This is a genomic window from Richelia intracellularis HH01, from assembly GCF_000350105.1.
Classification (GTDB): Bacteria; Cyanobacteriota; Cyanobacteriia; order Cyanobacteriales; family Nostocaceae; genus Richelia; species Richelia intracellularis.
In genome coordinates this window covers 26,506-50,939 of the sequence record NZ_CAIY01000005.1, presented here as the reverse complement: position 1 = coordinate 50,939, position 24,434 = coordinate 26,506, and the positions used below count along the sequence as shown (strand labels likewise).

At 30.2% G+C, this 24,434-nt stretch carries 12 protein-coding genes and 2 pseudogenes; 13 read left to right on the top strand and 1 reads right to left on the bottom strand.

Annotated features, from left to right (window positions below):
* Window positions 1-992 precede the first annotated feature (992 nt).
* Entirely contained in the window at window positions 993-1,430 is a 438-nt protein-coding gene (locus tag RINTHH_RS00315; protein WP_044304263.1) for a hypothetical protein, read from the top strand.
* 70 nt (window positions 1,431-1,500) lie between these two features.
* Here RINTHH_RS00315 and RINTHH_RS00310 read toward each other — a convergent pair whose 3' ends face one another.
* Window positions 1,501-2,508, bottom strand: coding sequence for a glycosyltransferase (locus RINTHH_RS00310; RefSeq protein WP_044304262.1), 1,008 nt, complete (start codon window positions 2,506-2,508; stop codon window positions 1,501-1,503).
* A 1,556-nt stretch (window positions 2,509-4,064) separates the two neighbouring features.
* On the opposite strand from RINTHH_RS00310, the gene rfbC reads away from it, so the two are divergent.
* The 12 genes and pseudogenes from rfbC (at window position 4,065) to RINTHH_RS11635 (ending at window position 22,074) form a co-directional block, all read left to right on the top strand.
* Complete coding sequence (gene rfbC, locus RINTHH_RS00305) at window positions 4,065-4,622, top strand: dTDP-4-dehydrorhamnose 3,5-epimerase (RefSeq protein WP_008231449.1); 558 nt, start codon at window positions 4,065-4,067, stop codon at window positions 4,620-4,622.
* 77 nt (window positions 4,623-4,699) lie between these two features.
* The gene (locus RINTHH_RS00300) at window positions 4,700-6,016 is read left to right on the top strand and encodes an NAD(P)H-dependent oxidoreductase (protein WP_008231447.1); all 1,317 of its coding nucleotides are present in this window, start codon (window positions 4,700-4,702) and stop codon (window positions 6,014-6,016) included.
* A gap of 406 nt (window positions 6,017-6,422) precedes the next feature.
* Window positions 6,423-7,505 carry a glycosyltransferase gene (locus RINTHH_RS00295; protein ID WP_008231430.1) on the top strand — a complete coding sequence of 361 codons (1,083 nt, stop codon included), beginning with the start codon at window positions 6,423-6,425 and terminating at the stop codon, window positions 7,503-7,505.
* 41 nt (window positions 7,506-7,546) lie between these two features.
* Window positions 7,547-9,775, top strand: coding sequence for a GumC family protein (locus RINTHH_RS00290; RefSeq protein WP_008231428.1), 2,229 nt, complete (start codon window positions 7,547-7,549; stop codon window positions 9,773-9,775).
* A gap of 1,968 nt (window positions 9,776-11,743) precedes the next feature.
* A pseudogene (gene hepC / locus RINTHH_RS00285) lies at window positions 11,744-12,388 on the top strand (heterocyst development glycosyltransferase HepC); the annotation flags it as partial.
* A 142-nt stretch (window positions 12,389-12,530) separates the two neighbouring features.
* Entirely contained in the window at window positions 12,531-14,369 is a 1,839-nt protein-coding gene (hepA, locus tag RINTHH_RS00280; RefSeq protein ID WP_008231425.1) for a heterocyst formation ABC transporter subunit HepA, read from the top strand.
* Between the two features lie 1,028 nt (window positions 14,370-15,397).
* Window positions 15,398-16,389, top strand: a pseudogene (locus RINTHH_RS00275) (glycosyltransferase family 2 protein).
* Between the two features lie 46 nt (window positions 16,390-16,435).
* Complete coding sequence (locus RINTHH_RS11410; RefSeq protein ID WP_008231423.1) at window positions 16,436-16,657, top strand: glycosyl transferase; 222 nt, start codon at window positions 16,436-16,438, stop codon at window positions 16,655-16,657.
* 38 nt (window positions 16,658-16,695) lie between these two features.
* A complete protein-coding gene (locus RINTHH_RS00270) occupies window positions 16,696-17,559 on the top strand; it encodes a glycosyltransferase family 4 protein (protein ID WP_008231421.1) in 864 nt (287 codons plus the stop codon).
* Window positions 17,556-18,560: a glycosyltransferase family 2 protein gene (locus RINTHH_RS00265; RefSeq protein ID WP_008231420.1), complete on the top strand. Its 1,005-nt coding sequence runs from the start codon at window positions 17,556-17,558 to the stop codon at window positions 18,558-18,560. Before RINTHH_RS00270 ends, RINTHH_RS00265 begins: the two co-directional genes overlap by 4 nt.
* A 351-nt stretch (window positions 18,561-18,911) precedes the next feature.
* Entirely contained in the window at window positions 18,912-20,354 is a 1,443-nt protein-coding gene (locus RINTHH_RS00260) for an O-antigen ligase family protein (protein WP_008231419.1), read from the top strand.
* 1,516 nt (window positions 20,355-21,870) lie between these two features.
* Window positions 21,871-22,074 carry a 2TM domain-containing protein gene (locus RINTHH_RS11635; RefSeq protein ID WP_008231418.1) on the top strand — a complete coding sequence of 68 codons (204 nt, stop codon included), beginning with the start codon at window positions 21,871-21,873 and terminating at the stop codon, window positions 22,072-22,074.
* Window positions 22,075-24,434 lie beyond the last annotated feature (2,360 nt).

Here is a 24,434-nt window from a genome sequence, read left to right as displayed (position 1 = left end):
TAAAGCATTAGAACTTGATCAAAATACTATTTAGAAAAAATAATTACTCTGAGGCTTTATATGTTAGGTTGGCAATATATTACAGGAATCATTAAAAATAATGGGGATTTTAATTGGCATAATAATATCAGCTAAAATCCAAGTAGCTAAAATTATGAAGATGTCACTATACAAGATTTTGAGCATACATAGTTAAGACTCAAGAGCCATGATTTCTAATCAAGGTTTGTTAATGATGAATCCTTATGGATATCAAGAAATTATCTAGATATTCAGCTGATTATCCATGAAAATTATTATCTGTATAATAAGCTATTTTATAACTCAAAATTACTAGGGTAGTTCGAGTAATGCCTTACTTTAATATTCTACTATACTATCTATTTTCTAAAAAGTTAATTTATTGTTTGTTTAAATCCAGAAAAATATTATTATACTTCATTTACATCTTAGTTTATCAACACAAAAATGTTCATTCTTTATATATTAGAGTTGATTATTAATTAAATAACCATATAGATTGACTTGTTATGATTATACAGGTTTTTGCATATTCATTCTCATATAAATATCATGAGACACTGAAGAAAACATATGATATATCAGAATAAATGCTAAACATCAAAACTATCAATAAAAATATGCTGAATACTTACACTAAATAATGCTTTACTCTCTATTAGAATAACTGCCATATTCCATATTAAAAAACATGTGAGTTAATTATCTGCTAAGTGATTAATAATAACAATAAAATGATAGGTTGCAATTAATAAAATGATTGTAAGATATAAAGAAACAAACAAATAAGTTAAACAAATGCCTACAATATCTATAAAGTTATCCTTAAATTTTGAACAGTCTAGCCTCTAGTGGCCTGCAGGAAAAATTAGAGATTATAAGACATTAGTAAAAAAAGTTGTTTAATGTCTCAGTGGACTGAGTATTGGCTTTATAATTAATCTCTAACATCATGTAATATTTTAAGAATAATGAACAGAAAATTTTCTTTGGCTCTACTGCAAATTAAAGGTTATTTGAGAGGTTCTCAGAACTTAGAAGAGGATTTCAAATCTAAAGTGGATTCTTTAAAACAAGAGTATCCTAATGAATTTAATGTCGAACACATGTACCATATAGCAGCAGCTTTAGGTATTAATCAACCAGAAAAGTTATGGGAAGAAGAAAAAGAGGGTAATATTAATTTTCAACATCAAGACTATCTCCAGGGTTTGGCCGAAGCCATGGTGGGGGTAGATTGGATGAATGGTGATGAAATTGGACAAACCTTAGATGCAGCTTATGATGATTTATCTGCTAGCTTGAAATCATATTGGACAGATAATAAAACATTCAGAGAAGCAGTAAAATCTAAGATTAGGGATATGGGTCTAGTCAAAGAATTAGCGAATAGAATTAGCAAACCTTAGTATAAAGTGCTGAGGAGTAGCTCTATGACAAGAAGCCGACATTCATAGTATTTGTTATAAAATACTGAAGTTATAACTTGGCAAGATATGTTTTAATTATTTTTTTAAACCTACTCTTAAAATATAGTTGTTTTAGTCTCGCATAATTTATCTCACTAATTGATATTGCATCATCCTGATTATTGTCAAAAAAAATGTTAATTTCTTCTAAGATAGATTGCATTTTTTTAATAATATTTTGCTTTCGGTATTCTGAAAATAACCCTTCTGAAATATTTAAATACTGCCATTTATCTATTACTGCTGTAATTCGCTGAATATCAAATAGGCAAGAATGAGCAGCAATTTTATAACAGTTAAATCCCGGATCTAAATAATCTGCAAGTCCACCATTAACACTAGAAAATACTTGACATCCACAAGCAAGTGCTTCTAATGGTTGCAAACCAAAACCTTCGCTTATACCTCTTTGTGCCCAATATTCAGCAGAATCATAAATATAGATTTTAGCTTGATTAAACAATCTTGGTAAATTATCAACATAGGAGTTAATTATAACTACCTTAAAACGTTGTTGTAATTCAGGGATCAATTTTTTGATTAAATATGTGGATGACTTACGGGCTAAAACTAAAATATCAATATTTCTAGGCTGTCGATAATTATAAAAATCATCAGAAATTTGATTAGGTAAATAATAAATCAACGAATTGGGTGACTTGCTTCCCCAATATCCCATAGAGTTACGGCTAACAGTAATAATGGGAATACTAGTGGGCAAACTAAAACCATAACCTGTTGTATGGGCATGATAAATTACGTTGAGTCTAAATCTTTTTAATTTTACTGAAAGTCTCGGTGCATCAAATCCCCAACTAATTACGAATGCACAATCATCCTGTTGCTTTGTTTGAAGTAAATCATCTAAAAATAGTTTGTCTTTTTCCCTTTTACGATAAGTAACAACCTCAGTACTACAAACCTTTTTTGCCAATTCTATAGTTTTCAATTCTGCCCACAATCCACCGCAAGCAAATTTATCACCAGTACCAGGAATCAAAAAATATAATTTTCTCATAATGAGATAATCTTCCAAGCAACTAATTATCAAACGGAAATATCTATTATAAATAGTAAATTTACTAGAATACGATTACACTTACAAAATCTGAACTTTAGACTAGCTCAATATTGTTACAAACTTGTAGTGCTGACGTATATTTGCCATATTACTCCAATAAACTTCAAATATTTTTGTATATATGTTGTGAATATATACAAGATAATTATCTTCAGTAATTGCCATAAGGTGATAATATGCTTACAAGATTTTTTAAAATTTTCATAGTTTAAAACCTACTCAAATTCGACAAAAAACATTATAGAGAAAGGCTTTCTTAAATATATGTAAATGCTTTGTGAGGTTGACTCATTGACTTCACAATTCATTGATTGATGAGTAGGTTTATGTTTAACCAAAAGGCATAGCGTATACTCTGAAAAAGTTAAAATTTTTCTGTATTGGCTTGTAATTAGCCTATTTTATAAAAATTAAATTTCTCTAGTTAAATATTAGATTTGGATAATGACTATTTCACTGCTATGTAATCGGATAATAGTTAATTAGGAAATATATTAGCAATATTGAGTACTACTATCTATGAGCAACATTTTTTTATACCATAGTAATATACTTCATATAATAGAGATAAACTATATAATAAAATCCCTAAAGTGAAAATTATTTAATATTCCATATTAATTCACATTTTATCTAACCTTTATTTTAGTTCTAGGTTTTGCTCAATCAGTCTACTATTTTATGAACAAATTGCAAGGAGCTATAAAATATACTTTAGACAAGTAATATTACCAGAAGATAAATAAAATAGTACGGAATAATTGAATGAGTATTCTTATAAAGCGAAGCAGGTGATGATTGATAGATTTAGAAGTTCTACTCAACTTAGTAAATATCTAGAAAAATAAGAATTCGACTCTTCTATATGAAAGAATAGGAATCATTACAAGCATTTTCTTCGATTCAATCAAAGGAAAGAAATATCAGTTTTAACAAAGGTAAATCAAGAGAAAAGTTATAATACAGGGTTATATCAATATACAATTATTGAATTAAGTTTACCTGATATTATACTAATGATAAATAATTTATAGCTTCTTAAAGTTGAAAAAATAGTAAATTAACTCCTCAATACCTCTTATTGAAACCACAAAGTGCTTCTATTGTCCTAAGAATAAAAGAATAAACATCGTAATTGAATCAAATATGGTTAGTTTAATATCATTGAATTTAGAGCATTTATCATTTAATACTTAACAACAATGGGAATTTTGTCATATTGCAGTGGAAAAGAGATTTCATAAGTAAATGAGGTGAATTATTTTCAATGCTAACCCCAAATTACTACTTAAAGAACCCAGGCTTCAATTCTATCAAGAATTTAACTAAGTGAATATATGGTGAATTGTATAAATTCCAATGAATCATTAAAGTTTATGTAATGAAAGAGTAAAGTGTATCTATGTAAACACCATTGTCCAACAGTGATCAATTACTTGTTATAGGAGTAGATTAAACCAACTCATCCTAAAGATTTAAAAAATTGATTATTCATGATATTCACTGAAACTACTCTTCAAGGCGCGTTCATTATTGACTTAGAGAAAAGACCCGATCATCGGGGCTTTTTTGCACGGACTTTCTGTGGTAAGGAGTTTGAAGCACATTCTTTAAAGCCTGTGGTTGCTCAATGTAATACATCTTATAACCATAAAAAAGGTACTTTACGGGGTATGCATTATCAAATTCCTCCAGTTGCAGAAACTAAATTAGTCCGTTGTATTCGCGGAGCTATATATGATGTAATCATCGATATGCGTTCTGAATCTCCTACATTTCTTTCCCATATAGGAGTAGAATTATCTGCCGATAACAGCCGTACTTTATATATTCCAGAAATGTTTGCTCATGGTTATCAAGCACTAACTGATGATAGTGAAGTAATCTACCAGGTGAGTGAATTTTACCAGCCAGGATATGAAAGAGGTTTACGTTATGACGATCCTTTTTTTAAAATTAATTGGCCATTAAAGGTAACAGAAATTTCTCAAAAAGATAGTAATTGGCCTTTGTTAAGAATGATGAGTGTAGGTAGTGGCTATCCTAGATAAAAAATTATAAAACTCCGGAAGGTAAAAGAAAAGATATTAATCCATAATCTAAAACTGAATGTGTAGGGAATTAAGTCATGATTATTATTGATCGCGCTTTAGAAGCCCGTGCTGCATCTGGTAAGACTATTAAGGTAGGAATGATCGGTGCTGGATTTATGGGTCAAGGTATTGCTAATCAAATTATTAATTCATTCCCAGGAATGGAGTTAGTAGCTATTTCTAACCGACATATAAATGCTGCCCATCAAGCGTATATACGGGCAGGTATAGAAGATGTACAGGTCGTTAAGACAAAAAACGAATTGTCTACCGCAATCGCCACTGGCAAATATGCAGTAACAGAAGACCCAATGATACTATGCCATGTGGCTGAGATTGATGCCTTAATTGAAGTTACTGGTGCGGTAGAATTTGGAGCTCAAGTTATTATGGAAGGTATTGCCTACCGCAAACATATTGTAATGATGAATGCGGAACTTGACGGAACTATTGGACCAATTTTGAAAATTTATGCAGATAAGGCAGGGGTAGTACTGACAGCCTGTGATGGTGATCAACCAGGGGTACAGATGAATCTTTATCGCTTTGTCAAAAGTATTGGTTTAAAACCTTTATTATGCGGCAATATCAAAGGATTACAAGATCCTTATCGAAATCCTACTACCCAAGCTGACTTTGCACAAAAATGGGGTCAGAAGGCTCATATGGTGACTAGTTTTGCCGATGGGACAAAAATTTCCTTTGAGCAGGCAATTGTTGCTAACGGAACAGGAATGAAAGTTGCCAGACGAGGGATGTTGGGATATGAATTCAAGGGTCATGTTGACGAACTAACAAAAATGTATGATGTAAATGAACTTAAGGAATTGGGAGGTATAGTTGATTATGTAGTTGGTGCTCAACCCAGTCCAGGAGTATTCATATTTGCTACACATGACGATCCCCAGCAATGTCATTATCTAAAATTATATAAATTAGGTGAAGGTCCTCTCTATAGTTTTTATACTCCTTATCATCTTTGTCACTTTGAAGTTCCCATATCTGTAGCCCGTGCAGTTATCTTCAAAGATTATGTACTTGCACCTTTAGATGCGCCTATGGTTGATGTTGTAACTACAGCAAAAATTAACCTGAAAGCTGGAGAAACTATCGACCCAATCGGCTATTACATGACTTATGGACAATGTGAAAATGCTGATATAGTTTATAAACAGAATTTACTACCTATGGGTTTGGCAGCAGGGTGTTGCTTGAAACGTGATATTCCTAAAGATAGTGTTATTACTTATGATGATGTAAGATTACCTTTAGGTAGAGTTTGTGATCGTTTACGTCATGAACAAAGTTCATACTTCCATGCTAGCAAAACTTTAGTCGCAGCAAAACAGTAAAAAGAATATTTTTTAATTATTAACCCCTATTTTTTAGTCGTGAGTAGAGGTGGTTGCATCCTCATCTCAGTTCACGACTCGCTCTTATCTATAAGTTTTACTAATAACTAAGAATGAAAGTTCATCTGGTTTTTCAGATTAATGTAATTTATGAACATATAGTTAATCAGCAGTTTAGTAAAATTCTCATTTAGAAAAATTAGTTCTAATTCATTTGCTAAATTCATAAATGTAATTCTAGGGTTAAATAGGTTAATTTGTATTCATAATAGTTATTAGTAAGCGCAATGAATTATTAGGTTATCAAATAATATGTGGCAGATAAATAGATCTTTACTATATAGGTGATCTGTTTAATAAAACTACTTATTTTTTTATAAACTTCAGGCCAATCTAAGAAAATGTCATGAAAATAGCTCTAGTCCATGATTACTTAACGCAACGAGGGGGGGCAGAGCGAGTGTTTGAATTGCTTTGTAAGCGGTATCCACAAGCAGATATTTTTACGTCCTTATATGCTCCACAACATACTATTAATTTGAATCAGAGGTTAGTTAAAACTACATTTTTACAAAACATTCCTGGAGCAATAAAATTTTTTAGATTAATAGCACCACTATATTTTCCTGCATTCCGTGCCTTAAATTTACAAGATTATGATTTAATTATTAGTAGTAGTTCAAGCTTTGCAAAATCAGTTCAGAAAAGAGATGGGGCACGCCATATTTGTTTTTGTCATAATGTTACCAGATTTTTATGGGATACTGAAACTTACTTGAGAGAATATAAAGATTATAAATTATTTGCTCCTTTTATTAATAAAGTATTTGCATACATGAGAGCAGTAGATATAAAATACTCCCAAGGACCTGATTTATATATTGCAAATTCTCATGTTGTTTCTAAGAGAATTCAAAATATTTATGGTAAACCAACTATTGTTATCAACTTTCCTATTGATACAAGTAAATTCATCTTTTCTGAGAAGAAAGATGAATATTACTTAGCTGCAGCAAGAATGATTAGTTATAAAAGGCTTGATATAATAGTTGAAGCTTTTAATTGGTTAGGATGGCGATTATTAATATCTGGTAATGGTCCAGAAAAGGAAAGATTAAAATCGAAGGCATTAGGAAATATTGAATTTTTAGGGCATACGACTGATGATAAACGTGCTCAATTATTTGCTCATGCAAAATCTATCATTGTTACAGCTTTAGAAGATTATGGGCTAGTTCCTATTGAAGCCAATGCGAGTGGAACACCAGTAATTGCTTATGGGAAAGGTGGTGTTTTAGATACTCAAATACCAGATAAAACAGGGGTTCTATTTTCGAGACAAACCCCTGATTCTTTGCAAAATGCCTTGCTAAGAGGCAAAGCAATAAACTGGGATTACCAGCAAATTCGTAACCATGCTGTAGCTAATTTCTCCGAGGAAAAATTTTTTCGAACAGTAGAACAAGTAGTAACAAGTACTTGTAGGTAGATAAGTTCAACATAAATCATTAGTCATTAAGAGACAAGAACGTGCTGACACAAAATTTTAATTCTCAGATAAATATAGAAACAGAAAAAGAGCCTAATTATGGACAGCTATTTGATGTTTTGATTCGTAGATTACCTTGGCTATTAGTTGTATTTATAACTTCTATTGGAATTTCTGCCATCATGACTTTAGTCACAAAACCCACCTATAAAAGCTCTATGCAAATATTAGTAGAGTCTAATTATCAAGGGAAAGGACAGCTAGAAGGATTTGGCAAGCAAAAAGAGTTTACTGACTCTTACTTTATTGTTGATACTATTACTCAATTGAATTTAATGCGGACTTCCAAATTAATTCAAAAAGCAATTATAAACTTAAAAGATGATTATCCTAATTTAAGTTTAAAAGAAATGCAGCGTTCTTTTTCTTTAACTCAAATTAAGGATAAAGATGATAGGGTAGCAACAAAAATTTTTTTAGCAGAATATTCTGCTAATGATCCAATTAAAACCCAGAAAGTTCTAGAAGCTTTACGTAAAGTTTATATTAACTATAATAAAGAGCAACAAGAACAACGATTGAAAAAAGGTTTAAAAGTTATTAGAGAGCAATTAAAAAAAGTTGGTAAAGAGGTAAGAATTACGGAAGCTAACTTACAAAAATTTCGTAGAAGTAAAAATTTAATAAATCCAGAATCCCAAGCACAGGCTCTAGAAGAATCTCGAAATAAAATTCAGGAAGAACGAAGAAATGCCCGCTCTCAATATGAAGAGGCAATTGCTCGTTATAATTCTTTACAAGAGCAGTTGAAACGTACACCCCAAAATGCCCTGGTTTCTTCTCGTTTAAGCCAGTCTAACCGTTACCAAGCATTACTCAATGAAATCCAAAAAACAGAATTATCTTTAGCTCAGGAAAGATTACGTTTTACAGACGATACCCCTCAGATAACTAAGCTAATTCAACGAAGAAATAGTCAGGTAAAACTATTACAAAAAGAGGTTTTTCGGACTTTAGGAGGTACAACTACCAAAAATGCCAAGAGTGATATCCTTCAGCAAGGACAATTAAGTGAAATTGATCTTAACCTTGCAAAGGAATTGGTAGAAACACAAACCAACATACTAGCCTTGCGGGTGAAAGATGAAAGTTTAGTCAAGAAAGAAAAGTTTTTACGAGAACAAATTAAACAGTTTCCTGCCATTTTAGCTGAGTATAGTAGATTAAGTCCACAAGTCAAATTAAGCCGAGATAGATTCAAACAACTTTTGCAGGCAGAGCAAGAACTTAGACAAGAACTTTCTAAGGGAGGATTTGATTGGCAGGTGGTTGAAGAACCACTAGTAGGGTCAAAAATAGGTCCCAATCTCAGACAAAATTTATTATTAGGGGGAGTTGTAGGATTAGTTCTAGGAACCATAATTGCTTTTATTAGAGATGCATCTGATTCTGCCGTGCGAACCACGGCGGAGATAGAAACAAATATTTCTATCCCAGTATTAGGAACAATACCCAAAACAAGCCTTAAACAATCTCAAAATTTATTGACACAGCTGACTGACAATAACTCCTTAGAAAAATCATCGCAAGCAATTCAAGTATTACAACCTACCATCCATTGGGAGTCATTGGATTTGCTTTATAAAAATATTGAAATGATGAGCCTTAGTTCCAAATCTAAATCTTTAATGATTACTGCAGCCATTGAAGATAGAGGGAAATCAACTATGGCTTTAGGATTAGCTATGAGTGCAGCTCGTTTACATAAAAGGGTTTTACTCATTGATGCAAATCTGCGTTTCCCTAGTTTACATAAACAGTTAGAGTTACCAAATGAGAAAGGACTGTCAACTTTATTAACTGCAGAAGTAACATCGCCAATTCAAATTAGTATTCCTTCTTCTAGCTCATCTTACATTGATATTGTAACTGCGGGACCTATTCCCACAGATCCCGCCCATTTATTAAGTTCACCTCGCATGTTGCAATTAATGGCAGAATTTAAGGAAAATTATGATTTAGTAATAGTTGACAGTTCTCCTGTATTGGGGCGAGTAGATGCAATATTAACAGCATCTTTTTGTGAAAGTGTGGTTATGGTAGCTAGTATAGGTAAAGTTAGTCGTACCCAATTAACCCAGGCTGCAGGGATGTTAAGTCGTTTGAATCTAATTGGGGTTGTAGCCAACAGAAATTCTGGTTTGGATTATAATTATGTTCCATATATTCAACATCAGCCCCTGGCATTACAATCAGTAGTAGAAAAATAAGAAAATGTATATGTATAATATAAACACCCTTATTTTAAAAGCATTTTATTATCTTTGATAAGACCAATATACTCTACATTTATAATATAGGATCACGATACTTAAAATATTAAGTGCTAATAAGGTATTGTGGCCAAATTATAATGAGAGTATATTTTATTATAACTTAATAATAATAATAATACTTAATGCCAGTCATCAATATTAATTGATAAAAGATTTAAGTTATTAATAATGCCCCAGCCTAAGTATTTATTTCTAGGCAAAGGGCAATTCTTTTATAAATGCAAAGATTCGTAAAAGAGCAAGAAGATGGAGGTATTTATATGAATTTAAAAATTTAGACGAAAGTTTTAAGAATTAAAAATCAATCCAGATATTAGACTAAAACACCACCTTACATATTTTGATAAAGAGATTTAATAGCATAATCTTATTATTCACTATAAATTCTTAAATAATCAACAATTTTAAAGAGTTTCAACACTTATATATTAAATGATAAATGTCATCATATGCTATGATAGCATGTGTGACTTTTCTTAGATTAGATAACTATAATGCTGTTTATCCTGCTAGACCCATAACAAATACCATTTTTTTGCTATATCTTAATAAAGAATGAAAACTTTTATAATATTTATCTCCAGATTTATAAACAAATATAGTTACATTATTTAAACCTATATACATATAAATTTGATTTTATCAAAAAAAATCATAATCTGTCGATACCATATACTAAAAATTTGTTAATGATTATTTATATTTTTGCAATATACTGTACTTGTATTTACTATACTATCTTATTTTATCACTGAAATTCAAGACATCCAAAACCTATTTCAATATTCTGCTAGGGACTAAAATTTAATACATCTTATTTCAATATTTTTCCATGTAAAGCTTATTATTCGAGTTTATTGAAATATAATTATTTATTAATTTTTATGAGCATAGGATATTTTAAATAAAAGGTCTACTAAATAGTAAGTTACAGTGAAGAAAAAATAATATAAAATCATTTATTATCGGGTTTATATAAATTATCTTTACGCGTTACTCAAAAATTGCATTGTTTTAGCATTAAATAACTATGATTAATGATCATCATAGTAAGTCAAATGTCCTCATATTTAATCCGAGCTATTGTCCATTTTAGTAACGCTCAGTTTAATAATCACTTAACATGTAGCATATTCTATATCTGACTGCTGATTTTTTATTATCTCTTATTTATTAAACAGCTCTAATATAAAATCTTAACAATACTAAATTCATCTCTTGGTCTTTTAATTAGGAAAAATTTATTGATTTTTTGAGATGATAATATTAACCCATATAATATCTCTATGGAATATTAAATGAATAGTTTTTAATAGGATATAAAGTTATCATAAATAATCTCCCTATATATTTATAGATTCAGACTATAATTTATTCTATTTCAATATAAACATAATTATTAGTTTAAGAAATAAAATAAATTCAAGCTAATTTTAGATATGCTATATATTATTACACACATATTATTCATAACTATTATATCTAATAAGTTATGCTGCTTATACTTCTATACTATTACCTCAGTAATTGTATGTATTACTACTTTTATTAAAAAAATAAGTAAAGTCTTACTCATATATAATTTTATGTTGTGTGTATTATTTCATATAAATTATACTTTGTTTTATAAAAACTTATTAACTAATTCAAATTAGTCTTTTTAAAGAGTATGTAAAGATTTACATTATCATAATTTAATAGTTGATTATTCCCATAGTAGGATATATACTTTGATGAGTTCCAACACTATAAAAAATAATATTTTACTAGTGTAGTATGGAAAACTTTAATTAAAATTTAGCCACGTTCTCTTCATAAAATAGAGAAAATGAATACATCAATTATGAATTGTGTAGCTGGACAGAGGAGTGATATTCAGGTTAAGAAAAAAAATATTATCTATTATGGCGGAGGAATCAGTTATTAGTAAAAGCTGCTGATTATAATAAACAAAATGGATATATTTGTGAATTGGAGGAAAAACAAGATTTAATAAATTGTTTACGTAATTCTCATATTAATTTGATCCGCATTGATCCACAATTAGGTATAGAACAATTACTATTCTGGATAAATGCTTGTCAGGAAGCTAATAAGCCGATATATTTATGTATCCCTAAACAGTATACTAACAACCAATTACTAAATATATTACAATTATTAATTAATAGTTTGTTAGCTTGTATCTTAATCACTCTTTTAATACCATTAACAATAACTGTATTAATATGGATGCAATTTAATTACTATCAATTAACGACTACTTATATATGGTATGTAGGACAGCGTGGGAGATTATTCAAATTAATTAAATTAACTACTAATAATGGTATTGTTAATACACGCATGGATTATAAAGTTGATATTACCCAAATGATCTACAAATATACTTTTGAGATCATTCCCGGATTACTGAATGTAATCCGAGGAAAAATGACTTTGTTCGGTTCAACATCTTATAGTTTGAAAGAAGCAATTAATTTATCTTATCTAGATCAAAAATATCTAAATAAGATACCATCATTATTTGGTTATTTGTTCAAGTAAACCCATGATATTCTATTAATAATGACTAATAAAATATGAAATAATTTAGCGTTTAGAGAGCTGGCAATTATTATAATCAATTACATATATTGAAAAATATGTAATTAGAATACAAATATTGATGTATTGAGTTAATAAAAATATGGTTAAACAGTATGAATATAAAAATTGGAAATTTATCATCCAAAAAATATTAAAAAGAAATTATCTTATACTTAGAGAATTTAAATATTTTTTTATAATTGCAATCCTTGCCCTAGTTTTTTCTATACTTGCAGCAATTTTTGAGGGAGTAAGTATTGGCTTACTTGTGCCTTTTTTGCAAAAACTAACGACCCCAAATGCAGAACCATTCCAAATAGGTATCAATTGGTTTGATACTTTTATTTTAGGTATTGATACGTCAGTTACCAGTCGTTTATACCGGATATCAATCTTAATTTTGGTTGCAACCTGGATTCGTGCAGGTTTTAACTACTTAGCACAGTTGAATACCGAATTAGTTCAGCTAAACCTTGGTGATCGCTTACGTAAACAGGTATTTGAGCAATTGCAATCTCTTCCTATTATTTATTTCAACAAAAATAGTTCCAGTGAGATTGTTAATACCTTAACTATTGAAATTGAACGTGTCAAACAGGGTTTTAGTGGGGCATCATTTTTACTTACTAGGGGGCTAACTACAATTGTATACCTGATATTTATGTTGATTATCTCTTGGCAATTAACTATAGTTTCAGTACTGTTGTTTTCTTTGTTAGGTGTAGGTTTTAAAACATTGAATGCCAAAATTAGAGAGAGAAGTTTTGGTATGTCAACTGCTAATGGTAAGTTCACATCTACTGCTATGGAGTTTATTCAAGGTATTCGTACAGTACATGCATTTACAACCCAAGATTTTGAACGCCAGCGTTATTATCAAGCCAGTGAAAATGTGATCCACGCTTCTAAGAAAGTTGCTCTTACATGGACATTAATTAAGCCATTTGCGGAAGGAATAGCAACTACCATAATTGTGAGCATGATTATATTGGCTTTTAGTCGATATGTAGTAATTGGTAGCTTACAAGTAGCCTCACTATTGACATTTTTCTTTGTTTTATTCCGTCTGGTTCCAATTATGCAGGATGTTAATGCCACTATGGCTTTTATCAGTACTCTCCAAGGCTCAATTAACAATATCCAAGAACTATTAAGAAGAGATAACAAAAATTATTTTCAAAATGGTTCAATACTTTTTCCTGGCTTAAAAAAAGGTATAGATTTAATTTCTGTTGACTTTGGTTATGATAAAAAACATTTAGTTTTACAGAATATCACCTTAAGTATTGAACGGGGTAAAATGACTGCACTTGTAGGAGGGACTGGTGCTGGAAAAACAACTTTAGCAGATCTAATCCCGCGTTTTTATGATGTTACTGATGGAATAATATCTATAGATGGTATAGATATTAAGCAACTAGAAGTAAACTCCCTACGCAACAAAATGGCTGTAGTTAGCCAGGATACATTTATCTTTAATGACTCAGTTTGGAATAATATTGCATATGGAAGAAAAGAGGCAACTCAAGCGGAAATAAAACAAGTTGCAATATTAGCTAATGCTATTGATTTTATTCAAGATATGCCAGAAGGCTTTGATAGTATTTTAGGTGATCGTGGCGTGCGTTTATCTGGTGGACAAAGACAAAGAATTGCGATTGCTCGTGCTCTACTCAGGAATCCTGAAATTCTGATTTTAGATGAAGCTACCAGTGCATTAGATTCTGTCACAGAGAAGTTAATTCAGGAATCTTTGGAAACACTAGCTGTGGGTAAAACAGTAATTGTGATTGCTCACCGTTTATCTACTATTGCTAAAGCTGATAAAGTGATTGTTTTAGAACATGGAAAAATCATTGAACAAGGCAATTATCAGGAATTACTCAAATTACGAGGCAAGCTTTGGCAATATCACAAAACCCAGTATGAAATGCAGTAAAAGTTGAGAAATAACTCCAGCCTTATAACTTCTGGATCAGAATTCACTGAAATCATTAATTAAGTTTAATCATTTTGTTGAAAATAACTTCAATTCCATAGCTATATTTATTTATTCATGAATTTTAATTCAAGCTAATATTAAATCGTTGTCATAATTTTCAATTTAATTACAAAAAACTATGCTTACTTCATCTTTTTTTGTTTTACTCTAACAAAAGTATTTTTAACAACTACGCTTGATTTATATGATTCTAGATTTTAATTTTTGCTTTTGCTTAAATCTAACACTTTTATACTTAGTATGGGCTATTATAACATTATCGTAGTTTTTTTAGAACTTAAAATACTCTTTATTTATTCCAGTTGGAGTTTATAAAGTATACTTTTTGCAATTTATTTAGAGTTGTAGGAATGTTAAAGATAAAATGGTGGGTTTTATCTTTAACACTAATATCTTATTATTTGTATTCGATACTTACAAATACTTACTTTTGACTAAGAGAATTCAACTTTTATTTCTCTGAATGTTATAAGCTTTAAATAGGATATTATATCCCATCAATTAGAGTCCTTAGATTAATCCAATTGCAATAATATATGTATCTTCTATACTACATTAATTTAAATTACTTTATAGCAATGCTATTTTCTTTTAGAAATAACATTATATATCAAACTAAAATATCACTTAATTATATATTGAGTATTTTTTAACTGGAATATTCTATCAAACAATCTATGCTGATGATTGTGTAATTGAATTTTGTATACTAATCGATAAATATGTTGATATGAAAGATAAAATAATCGTTTAATAGATAGTAAATAAATATCAGATAGAGCACAATATCTTTTTATTAATTCTAAAATCGGCCATGCTGACAGGTATTTTTATAATGCTAATCTAGTATTAAAAGTCTTCTTACCTAGAGACTAATATTCTATTGTCTCTTATTTACAAACTCATCTAACAATTCAGTCAATTTAGTTGATTGAGTTAATTTATCTTCGGTTAAACTAAGAAATATGCTAATCAATACAGGAAAATATCAATCTTTAGTTAGTGTTGTTATTCCTACATATAATCGATGTTATTATCTAAAACAAGCAATTGATAGTGCAATCAAGCAAACCTATCAAAATATTGAAATAATTGTTTCTGATAATTGTAGTATTGACGACACTCAGGAAATAGTGGAATCATTCCCTGACCCCAGAATCAAGTATTGGCAACACAACGAAAATATTGGTATGATTGCCAATCAACTTCATGCACTAAAAATGGCAAGAGGTAAATATGTTGCCAGTTTACATGATGATGATATTTGGGAATGTGATTTTTTAGCAAAATTAGTTCCCATTTTAGAAAAAGATGATAATTTGGTTATAGCATTTTGTGATCAATTAATAATTAATAGTGAAGGTATTATTGATACCATTGCCACGGAAAGATATAGTAGGATATATCAGAGATCTCTCCTGGAAGAAGCAACTTATAAACCCTTCATTGAGCTTGGATTAATTAATAAATCTATTCCTACTGCTGCGGCTTGTGTTATTCGTCGAGATTTTATTGATTGGGATAAAATTCCTACAGAAGTAGGAGGAATGTGGGATTTATATTTAACCTATTTATGTTGTATTGATGATTATGGAGCTTTTTATCTTCCACAAAGACTAGCTAAGTATAGAGAACATTTATATACAGACACAATGCAGAGTGGTAGGCGAAATGCTGAAGCTAAAATACGCAAAGCTAAAAGTGAAATTTTTTGTTATCAACAATTTATGGAGGATAAAAAACTAAAAGTTTTTATCCTTATTTCCAAAAAAAATATCTAGATGCTCATACAACTTTAGCTATTGGTTTACTAAAAATAGAACAATTGAAGGCGGCTAGAACCTATATTTGGAAAGTAATTAAATCACATAATTTTAGCTTTCGAAACTTGTCAACTTTAATTCTTAGCTATATACCCCAAAAAATTACTAACCAATTACTAAAATCTTATCGATAAGTAATAATATTACTTTTTGTTCATCAAAAAAATCTTAAAATTCAATATGAAAATATGTATTGTAAATCATAAAATTAAAAAAGGTGACGGGCAAGGAAGAGTCAATTACGAAATAGTCAAAGCATCTGCTAATCAAGGTCATCAAATTACTTTGATAGCTAGTGAAGTTGCATCAGAAATCAGGGATTATCCAGGGTTAGAATTTATCTATATACCAGTTAAGTTTCTTCCTACAGAATTACTAAGAAACTTTTTTTTGCCCAAATAAGTACTATCTGGCTTTACCATAATAGAAAAAAATTTGATGTGATTCAAGTTAATGGTGCTATCACAAATGCTAAAGCAGATGTAAATGCAGTTCATTTTGTCCATAGTTCTTGGTTAAAATCACCTGCTCACATTTTTCGCACACGCTGTAATCTATATAGTGCTTACCAATGGGTATATACTGCCGTAAATTCAATTTTGGAACAACAATCTTTTCAAAAAGCACGATTAATTGTAGCTGTATCAGAAAAAGTTAAACAAGAATTGGTAAAACTTAGCATACCAGTACAAAAAATACGCACTATTACTAATGGAGTGGATTTACAAGAATTTACCCCGGGTAAAACTCCTCGTACTCAATTAGGTTTACCAGTAAATGTAACTTTGGCTCTATTTGCAGGAGATATTCGCACATCCAGAAAAAACTTAGATACTATTCTCTATGCTTTACTTCAAGTTCCTAATATCCATTTAGCAGTGGTTGGCGATGTGGAAACAAGTCCTTTTCCTGGGTTAGCAACCTCCCTAGGTTTAGAAAAACGGGTACATTTTTTGGGCTATCGTCAGGATATGGCAGCAATCATGCGTGCAGCTGATATATTTGTTTTTCCTTCCCGTTATGAAGCTTGTACCCTAGTTTTATTAGAAGCCATGGCTTCAGGGCTACCCGTGATCACAGCGGATACTACCGGGGGTGCAGAATTAGTGACTCCCGAATCAGGCATAGTTTTACAAGATTGTAATAATATTCAAAGTCTAAGTTTAGCAATTTCATTCCTAGTAAATCATCCCTCTCAAATGAAAAGTATGGGAAAAATCGCACGAATTATAGCTGAAGAACACAGCTGGAAAAATATGTCACAAGCCTATTTAAATTTATTTGAAGAGTTGAGTCATCAATGAGAAATACTGTTCTTATTCCAACTTATCGACGTCCTATAGATTTATCCTGCTGCTTGTTAGCAATCCAAGCTCAAACAAAACCAGCAACTCAAGTCATTGTAGTAGTTAGGAATACCGACCAAGAAACCTGGAAATTTTTGCAAGAATTTGACCCCGGTAATTTACCATTAGAAATTGTTACAGTATTCGTTCCAGGAGTAGTTGCTGCTCTCAATACAGGATTATCAGTGGTTCGTGGTGATATTGTTTCTATCACTGATGATGATGCTGCACCTCATCCAACTTGGTTAGCTAAAATTAGCCATCGCTTTGATAATAATAATTCCATTGTTGCTGTAGGGGGAAGGGACTGCATTTACCAAAATAATCAGTTGGAAGATGGTTCCAGTAACATAGTAGGAAAAGTGCAATGGTTTGGACGGGTAATTGGAAATCACCACTTAGGTGTGGGAGGAATTAGAGAAGTAGATGTTCTTAAAGGAGTCAATATGAGTTTTCGTAGTAGTGCCATTTCTGATTTACGTTTTGATAAGAGAATGCATGGCACGGGAGCTCAGGTGCATTTTGAGTTAGCATTTTGTTTGGCATTAAAAAAATCAGGTTGGAAGTTAGTTTATGATCCTCAAATCAAAGTAAATCACTATCCGGCAAAACGTTTTGACGAAGATAAAAGACAGCAATTCCATCAATTAGCTTTTATCAACGCTGTTCACAATGAAACTCTAGGCCTATTAGAGTATTTCTCTCCTGTACAAAATATCGTGTTTATTACTTGGGCTGTATTCGTAGGAACTCGGGATGCTTTGGGTTTAATTCAATGGTTGCGTTTACTCCCCAGCCAAGGAACTTTGGCCACAAGAAAGTGGTTTGCTTCGATTGAAGGGCGTTGGTTGGGGTATTGTACTTGGAAACAATGGGATAAACATCAGAAAATATTTAATGTTGTTCAAATACCTACTAGAAAGGCATTATCTTCCCATAAGGTAAACATAAATGAGTAGGAGAAATTCACTGGTTAGAATCATCAGTATATTTACTTTATGAAAAGGCTAAGAGATATAAGTCAAAAGTTAAATTTTACTCATTATTACGTAGTATTACTTTTAGTTTTAAGTTTAGAAAGTTACTTTTTGAGATTCTCCTCCTTATTGTTTTTTTGAAAGTAGTGATGTCCAGTATCTTTTCAGTACTGTCTAGAAATTATCGTTGGCAAAAACTGTATTTTAATTTAGTGCCATTAGGCCATAAAGCTAACAATATAAAAGTTCAAACTGTAGGTTGAATAGACCCAAATATGATCTTTACTACTCCATTTATTATTCACTTTAATTAACAGATATTATTTTACTCTAATGGCCATTTTTCTAAGTCGCCCGAATGCAAATACTGACCAGCAAGAAAAACCATCGACTTTAGGATGGTTAGCTATTGGTGCTTTAATTCTGTTTACTACTACTTGTATTATTATTGGGGTTGGGAATATTATTCGTCCAGCCTTCCCTTTAGTAGCATTTATTGTAGGCGTATTTTTATATTGGCGTTATCCACTTTTATATTTAGGCTTCACTTGGTGGATTTGGTTCCTAACTCCTTTGGTTCGTCGTCTTGTGGATTATCGAAGTGGTTGGGTAGACCCGAACATTATTCTCCTTGCTCCCTTTTTAGTCACTTTAATTACTGGTATTACCTTTATTAAGTACCTACCTAGGTCCTACCATATGGGTGGTTTTCCCTTCGTAATAGCAATTTTTAGTGTATTTTATGGTTTTTTAGTAGGGCTAATTTATTTTGATAAGATTTTAGTTATTCGAACTATACTCGATTGGCTAACGCCAATTTTGTTCGGCTTCCATCTTTTTGTCAATTGGCGTAATTATCTTCAATATCGGTGCAACATTCAAAATGTATTTACTTGGGCTGTATTAATAACAGGAATATACGGTATCTTTCAGTATTTGATTGCACCAGAATGGGATAAATTTTGGTTAATACAAACTAGGCTTAACACTTTTGGATATCCTGAACCATTGGGGATTAGAGTGTGGAGTACTATGAATTCCCCTGGTCCTTTTGCCTTAGTAATAATGGCAGGATTAATACTTTTGTTCAGCAGGCAAAATTTTCTGCGAATATTTGCTTCTGTGGCAGGTTATTTAGCCTTTTTGCTAAGTATGGCACGTGCTGCCTGGGGTGGCTGGTTAGTGGGAGTAGTTTGTTTATTAACTAATCTTAAACCCAAACTGCAAATGAGGTTGATGGTGACTATTTTAGTTATGGTTTTGTGTGTAATACCTTTAGCAAATACCAAACCATTCTCTGAAGGTATTAGCAATCGCTTTCGAACTTTCACTAATATTGAACAAGACCAAAGCTTTAGTGATCGTTTGAATAATTATGAGAAGAACATCAATATTGCTTTATCTAAAGTTTTTGGGAATGGAATTGGTGGCACTTGGACTATTGATAGAAATGGGAAGTTAATTCAGATTGTCTTAGATAGTGGCATTCTCGATACCTTTTTTGCTCTGGGATGGTTTGGTGCAATTCCTTATCTCGGCTCAATTTTATTGATAATATATGAATTACTACAAGGAGAGGAAAAGCGTAGTGATCCCTTCGCTAGCGCTTCCCTCTCAATTAGTATAGCAATTATTTTTCAATTAGTTTTTAGCAGTTTGATGATTTCTCTGGCCGGTTTAGTATTTTGGAGTTTTCTGGGTATGGGAATGGCTGCAAAGAAGTATCATAAGCATCAACAGTTTTACCTTGTTAAAGAGCAAGAAAAACTGATGTGATTTATTATGGTATTTAATAATATGAAAATATAAAAAATTCTATAGCGATTACAAACAAACGTTTGATAACACCATAAGTGATAACTATTTATACTATTAAAAATATCTAAGAATAATGTTATCTGAAAGATAAGTTTTCTTTTCTCAAAATCCCATTTTTCTAAAACTTTATAAGAAAAATATACTGCCAAGAGATAGTAAATAGTGCAGTATAATCATAAGTAGTTTAGGTTGAACTTATACGAATCATATGAAATATTAACACTGTGAATCAATTGCTAGTCATATTATTGGAACTTAACCAGATAAAAGTAATTATAAATTAGATAATTTTTGATTGATCAGCCCAAACTTCCATACCTTCCCAAAATAATTAATGTTGCTTACTTAGCGAAAAGTTTTCCTGTATCCAAAATTTATCATTTTACTCTTAGGCTTTAGACTTAGGCATAATTGAAAAAGAAATGAAACTACATGAGAATATATTCAAGATAATTATCAACAGTAAAAAATAAAAATGCAGCAGTAGTCAGTCAACATTTGTATTTTAATTATGGTAAGGAAGTTAAAGACCATAAAAGGTTTACTAAGATTGATACCTGAAAATTTAAGTTATATTTTTTAGCTGTATCAGATAATTTGGGATATTATTCTGGAGATCAATCACTTATCATGCGAGTTAAGAATTCTCAGAAATAACCTTGCTTAATAAGTATTTGAGTAGATAATTTCATAGGGGGCTTATTCAAAAACTACCTCAATGTATTTTTCCGAGAATATGAGTTACTAACCTAAATACTAGAGATATTTCCTCTACTACAAATCCTGTCAGAGCGAGATGGTTAAAATAACTTAGCACCTCTAATTACTTTTTAAACATATTATATCCATATCTTTTGAAGGAGTTATAGTTAGATTTATATGAGCAATGTGACAAAAGAAAAATATGCCTTATTTATTTCCAGACTTGCATACATTTTTTGATAGTTTGGCAAGTAATATCAATAATTGAAAGCAACTTATATTGCTGCTTAATCAACTAATTATATTCAAGTTAAGTATGAATTAATAGCTAAGGTAGACTAAAAAAATATCTATAACAGAATTGTAATGCAATCTACACTGCATATATAAAACAATAACTTATAAATGTGTATTAAGATAAGTTTATTATTAAGTAATGTATAATTTGTTATGTATATTCCATTAGTAAAAATTTATTCATATATAATGTATTTGTTAGTATATTAATCTTAGAAATTAATTTGATCTTCTTTTAATTTTATTCTCTAGATAGTAGAATATAGGAAGGTCAAATAATCTGGCAAATAATACAATCTATTCTTATCATCAATAAGATATCTAACAAATTTTGCAACTAGCAACTACATACCAAATTGATGTTACAGACAAGGACTTTTCATATCAGCAGTTATTAAAAATCAAATCGTAGTTGAATATTTCTCCAGGGTCTTTACAAATAGCTCAATAGGAATAGCTGGAACAAAAAGGGTAAATGCAAAAATGCCAGGAATTTAATACCTATGGTTTGGAAAGACTTAAAAAGCATTTAGTCAATTATGTAATCATTAATGGAGTTTTACTGACTATAGATTTGATGGGCGAAGAGGGGCTGTCCTGGGCACTGTATTTTTCCTTTTTGAAATGGACTGGGCCTAGATGCATAGAATACCTTGCAAATACAGGGAGAAGACTATGATATTGCCGTTCAGAGCTAGTATCATCAGTGTCAAGTCAAAAGTTACTGTCAGACTTTAGTTTATAAGTTTTTAAAATCAACTTTGGCCTAGACAAATATATAAAATTATATACTCCCCTGCCATACATCAATATCAGGGTGTGATTTAAATAGAAACATTGAACTTTCTCAGCATGTATTATATTTGTAAGTATTTTTTTGAACTGTTTATCATTGTTACACGGTGTTAAGTCCAATTTAAACTAATAAGCAAGTATAAGATACTATAACGGTAAGAGCTTGATATGTCTCAGGAAAAATTAAATTAATCAAGTGTTTAAGCTGGCTTGATTCACTATTTTCTATACATTGTGTTTCTTTTATCACTAAAGGATGTTAGATTCAATGCTGACACTATATTCCTGATTTTCAGTCAAGAAATTTTTCTGATAGCTTTGAGAACGTCATAAAGATGTAGGCCTGTACACAAAAGAGTAATCGCAGATTGGAGACTACTCCTAGAAGTTGAAATTGGGGCTATATTATTCCCAGGTAAAATATTACTTATCTCTAACAGCATCCCATACTAAAAATAATTATCAGTTAAATTATACAGGTGTATTCTATTTATCAGCTAATCCTGGAGTATCCAATTGAGAAATTACTTTTTACAATAACAATAATAAATACTAAATCTTTATCAGTAAGATAGTGAAAGCCCCATATGTTTATTATCACATTGAAGCTAACCATATTAGTTCTATTATTGTATTCTTATCTGGTTTTAAGTGCTTGACTTGTAATATTGATATAAGATGTAATGGAGAATAAATTAAGCAGGTTAATTTTCAAGTGGGTGAGCTCTGAACCTTTGATTTCTATATATTTATAACATTTCAACATCAGTATACTTATCTAAAAATTAACATTTGCTATATTATACTAGTGAAAATTATTAATATTAGAATTTATAATAACGGTTATCGGTACATAATTATAATATCTATTACCTATTTTTTAATTATTATTTTAGGAGGTAGAAGTAATTGAAAGCTCAATTTTATAATTGTTAATCTTGTTAACTACTACTTCAGATTATGCTTAAGACTAATAATTAAAATAATGTGATAAGTAAGATGTTAAATCTGGTATATTCCAGTTAAATTCCTCTTAAGCGAACAAGATAAAATATTGGTGGTACATACTCAACAATTTGATTAAGCAAAAGTGGTATAAGTTTGAATTATTTTGATGCTGAATTTCAAGTTTTTCCTAAAGATTACCTATAACGGTAGAAAAAACATATAATTAGAATTATATGTTTAATGATGAAATGAAAATATATATATTAATAGTAAAAACTTTTGTAGGCAGACTTCCTACTTAAAATTAAATAATAATTATCTGAATAAATTAGCTAATTATTATTTAATTTTCTATTCAGTTAAGTTAATAATTTGAGTGTAATGCTTTATAAGGCTATTAGTTTTTACATTAGCTTTGACAATATTTATATTTAAGTAGATCTATTCTATTAGAGCTGCTTGTTACGATTAGATATAATTACTAAAAGGATTTTTGTTATTCCGTTTGTATCTGAATTATCTGCAACATATTCTAGCTTTTAACAGCTTATTTTCAGTAAAATCAATTCTAATATAATCAGAATTAATTTTACGTTTGATATGAAATTAATTATTTTAGCCTATCTTTGACTTCCAATCAATAAAAGCAAGGCATGGTATTCTAAAACTATGCCTTGCTTTTGAGTAATTAATAACCTATTTAATTGAAACTTAACTATATTAATAATCCTAGGCTAGGGAGATTCTAATTAAGGAATTAGGCTGCAAGAATTAACTCACAGAAAATAATCTTATATCTATCATTTTGGTATTAATTCAAGTCAATTAGTCTTCTAATTAAGTTCTTATTAAATCATTTAGTTGATCAAGTTTAAATTCTGTGGCTATATTTATTTATATAGCTTGTCATACTTACTGCTTTAATCAAATAAAAACAGCAAGGATAATACTTATCAAAACTATTAGTTCGATTATCATCAACCAAGTCTATCTCGGAATTATGAATTAACTATGGTATTTTTTTTAATCTATTAAGTAGCTAACTTAAATATCTATTTGCATACCACAAATATTATCCAGTGTATTTGCTAATACTTGTTCATAACAGTAGCAAATTTTATTATGGATATTTTCTAAATTCATCTTACTTAAAAATTTATAAACCTTTATTTAAAAATACTGAAAAGCTATTATAATATCTCAGCTATCTAAAAATACTATTTAAGTATTACTTTTCTGATTTTTACGGTAATAAAAATGATATTTAATTCTAATAATTATGATCTATACCATCCC

What these genes read in the sequence shown, in the direction of transcription:
- RINTHH_RS11635 (WP_008231418.1), top strand. Translation starts at nt 21,871, where the DNA reads ATGCAAAAATGCCAGGAATTTAATACCTATGGTTTGGAAAGACTTAAA.
- rfbC (WP_008231449.1), top strand. Translation starts at nt 4,065, where the DNA reads ATGATATTCACTGAAACTACTCTTCAAGGCGCGTTCATTATTGACTTA.
- RINTHH_RS00260 (WP_008231419.1), top strand. Translation starts at nt 18,912, where the DNA reads ATGGCCATTTTTCTAAGTCGCCCGAATGCAAATACTGACCAGCAAGAA.
- hepA (WP_008231425.1), top strand. Translation starts at nt 12,531, where the DNA reads ATGGTTAAACAGTATGAATATAAAAATTGGAAATTTATCATCCAAAAA.
- RINTHH_RS00310 (WP_044304262.1), bottom strand. Translation starts at nt 2,508, where the DNA reads ATGAGAAAATTATATTTTTTGATTCCTGGTACTGGTGATAAATTTGCT.
- RINTHH_RS00300 (WP_008231447.1), top strand. Translation starts at nt 4,700, where the DNA reads ATGATTATTATTGATCGCGCTTTAGAAGCCCGTGCTGCATCTGGTAAG.
- RINTHH_RS00265 (WP_008231420.1), top strand. Translation starts at nt 17,556, where the DNA reads ATGAGAAATACTGTTCTTATTCCAACTTATCGACGTCCTATAGATTTA.
- RINTHH_RS00315 (WP_044304263.1), top strand. Translation starts at nt 993, where the DNA reads ATGAACAGAAAATTTTCTTTGGCTCTACTGCAAATTAAAGGTTATTTG.
- RINTHH_RS11410 (WP_008231423.1), top strand. Translation starts at nt 16,436, where the DNA reads ATGAAAATATGTATTGTAAATCATAAAATTAAAAAAGGTGACGGGCAA.
- RINTHH_RS00295 (WP_008231430.1), top strand. Translation starts at nt 6,423, where the DNA reads ATGAAAATAGCTCTAGTCCATGATTACTTAACGCAACGAGGGGGGGCA.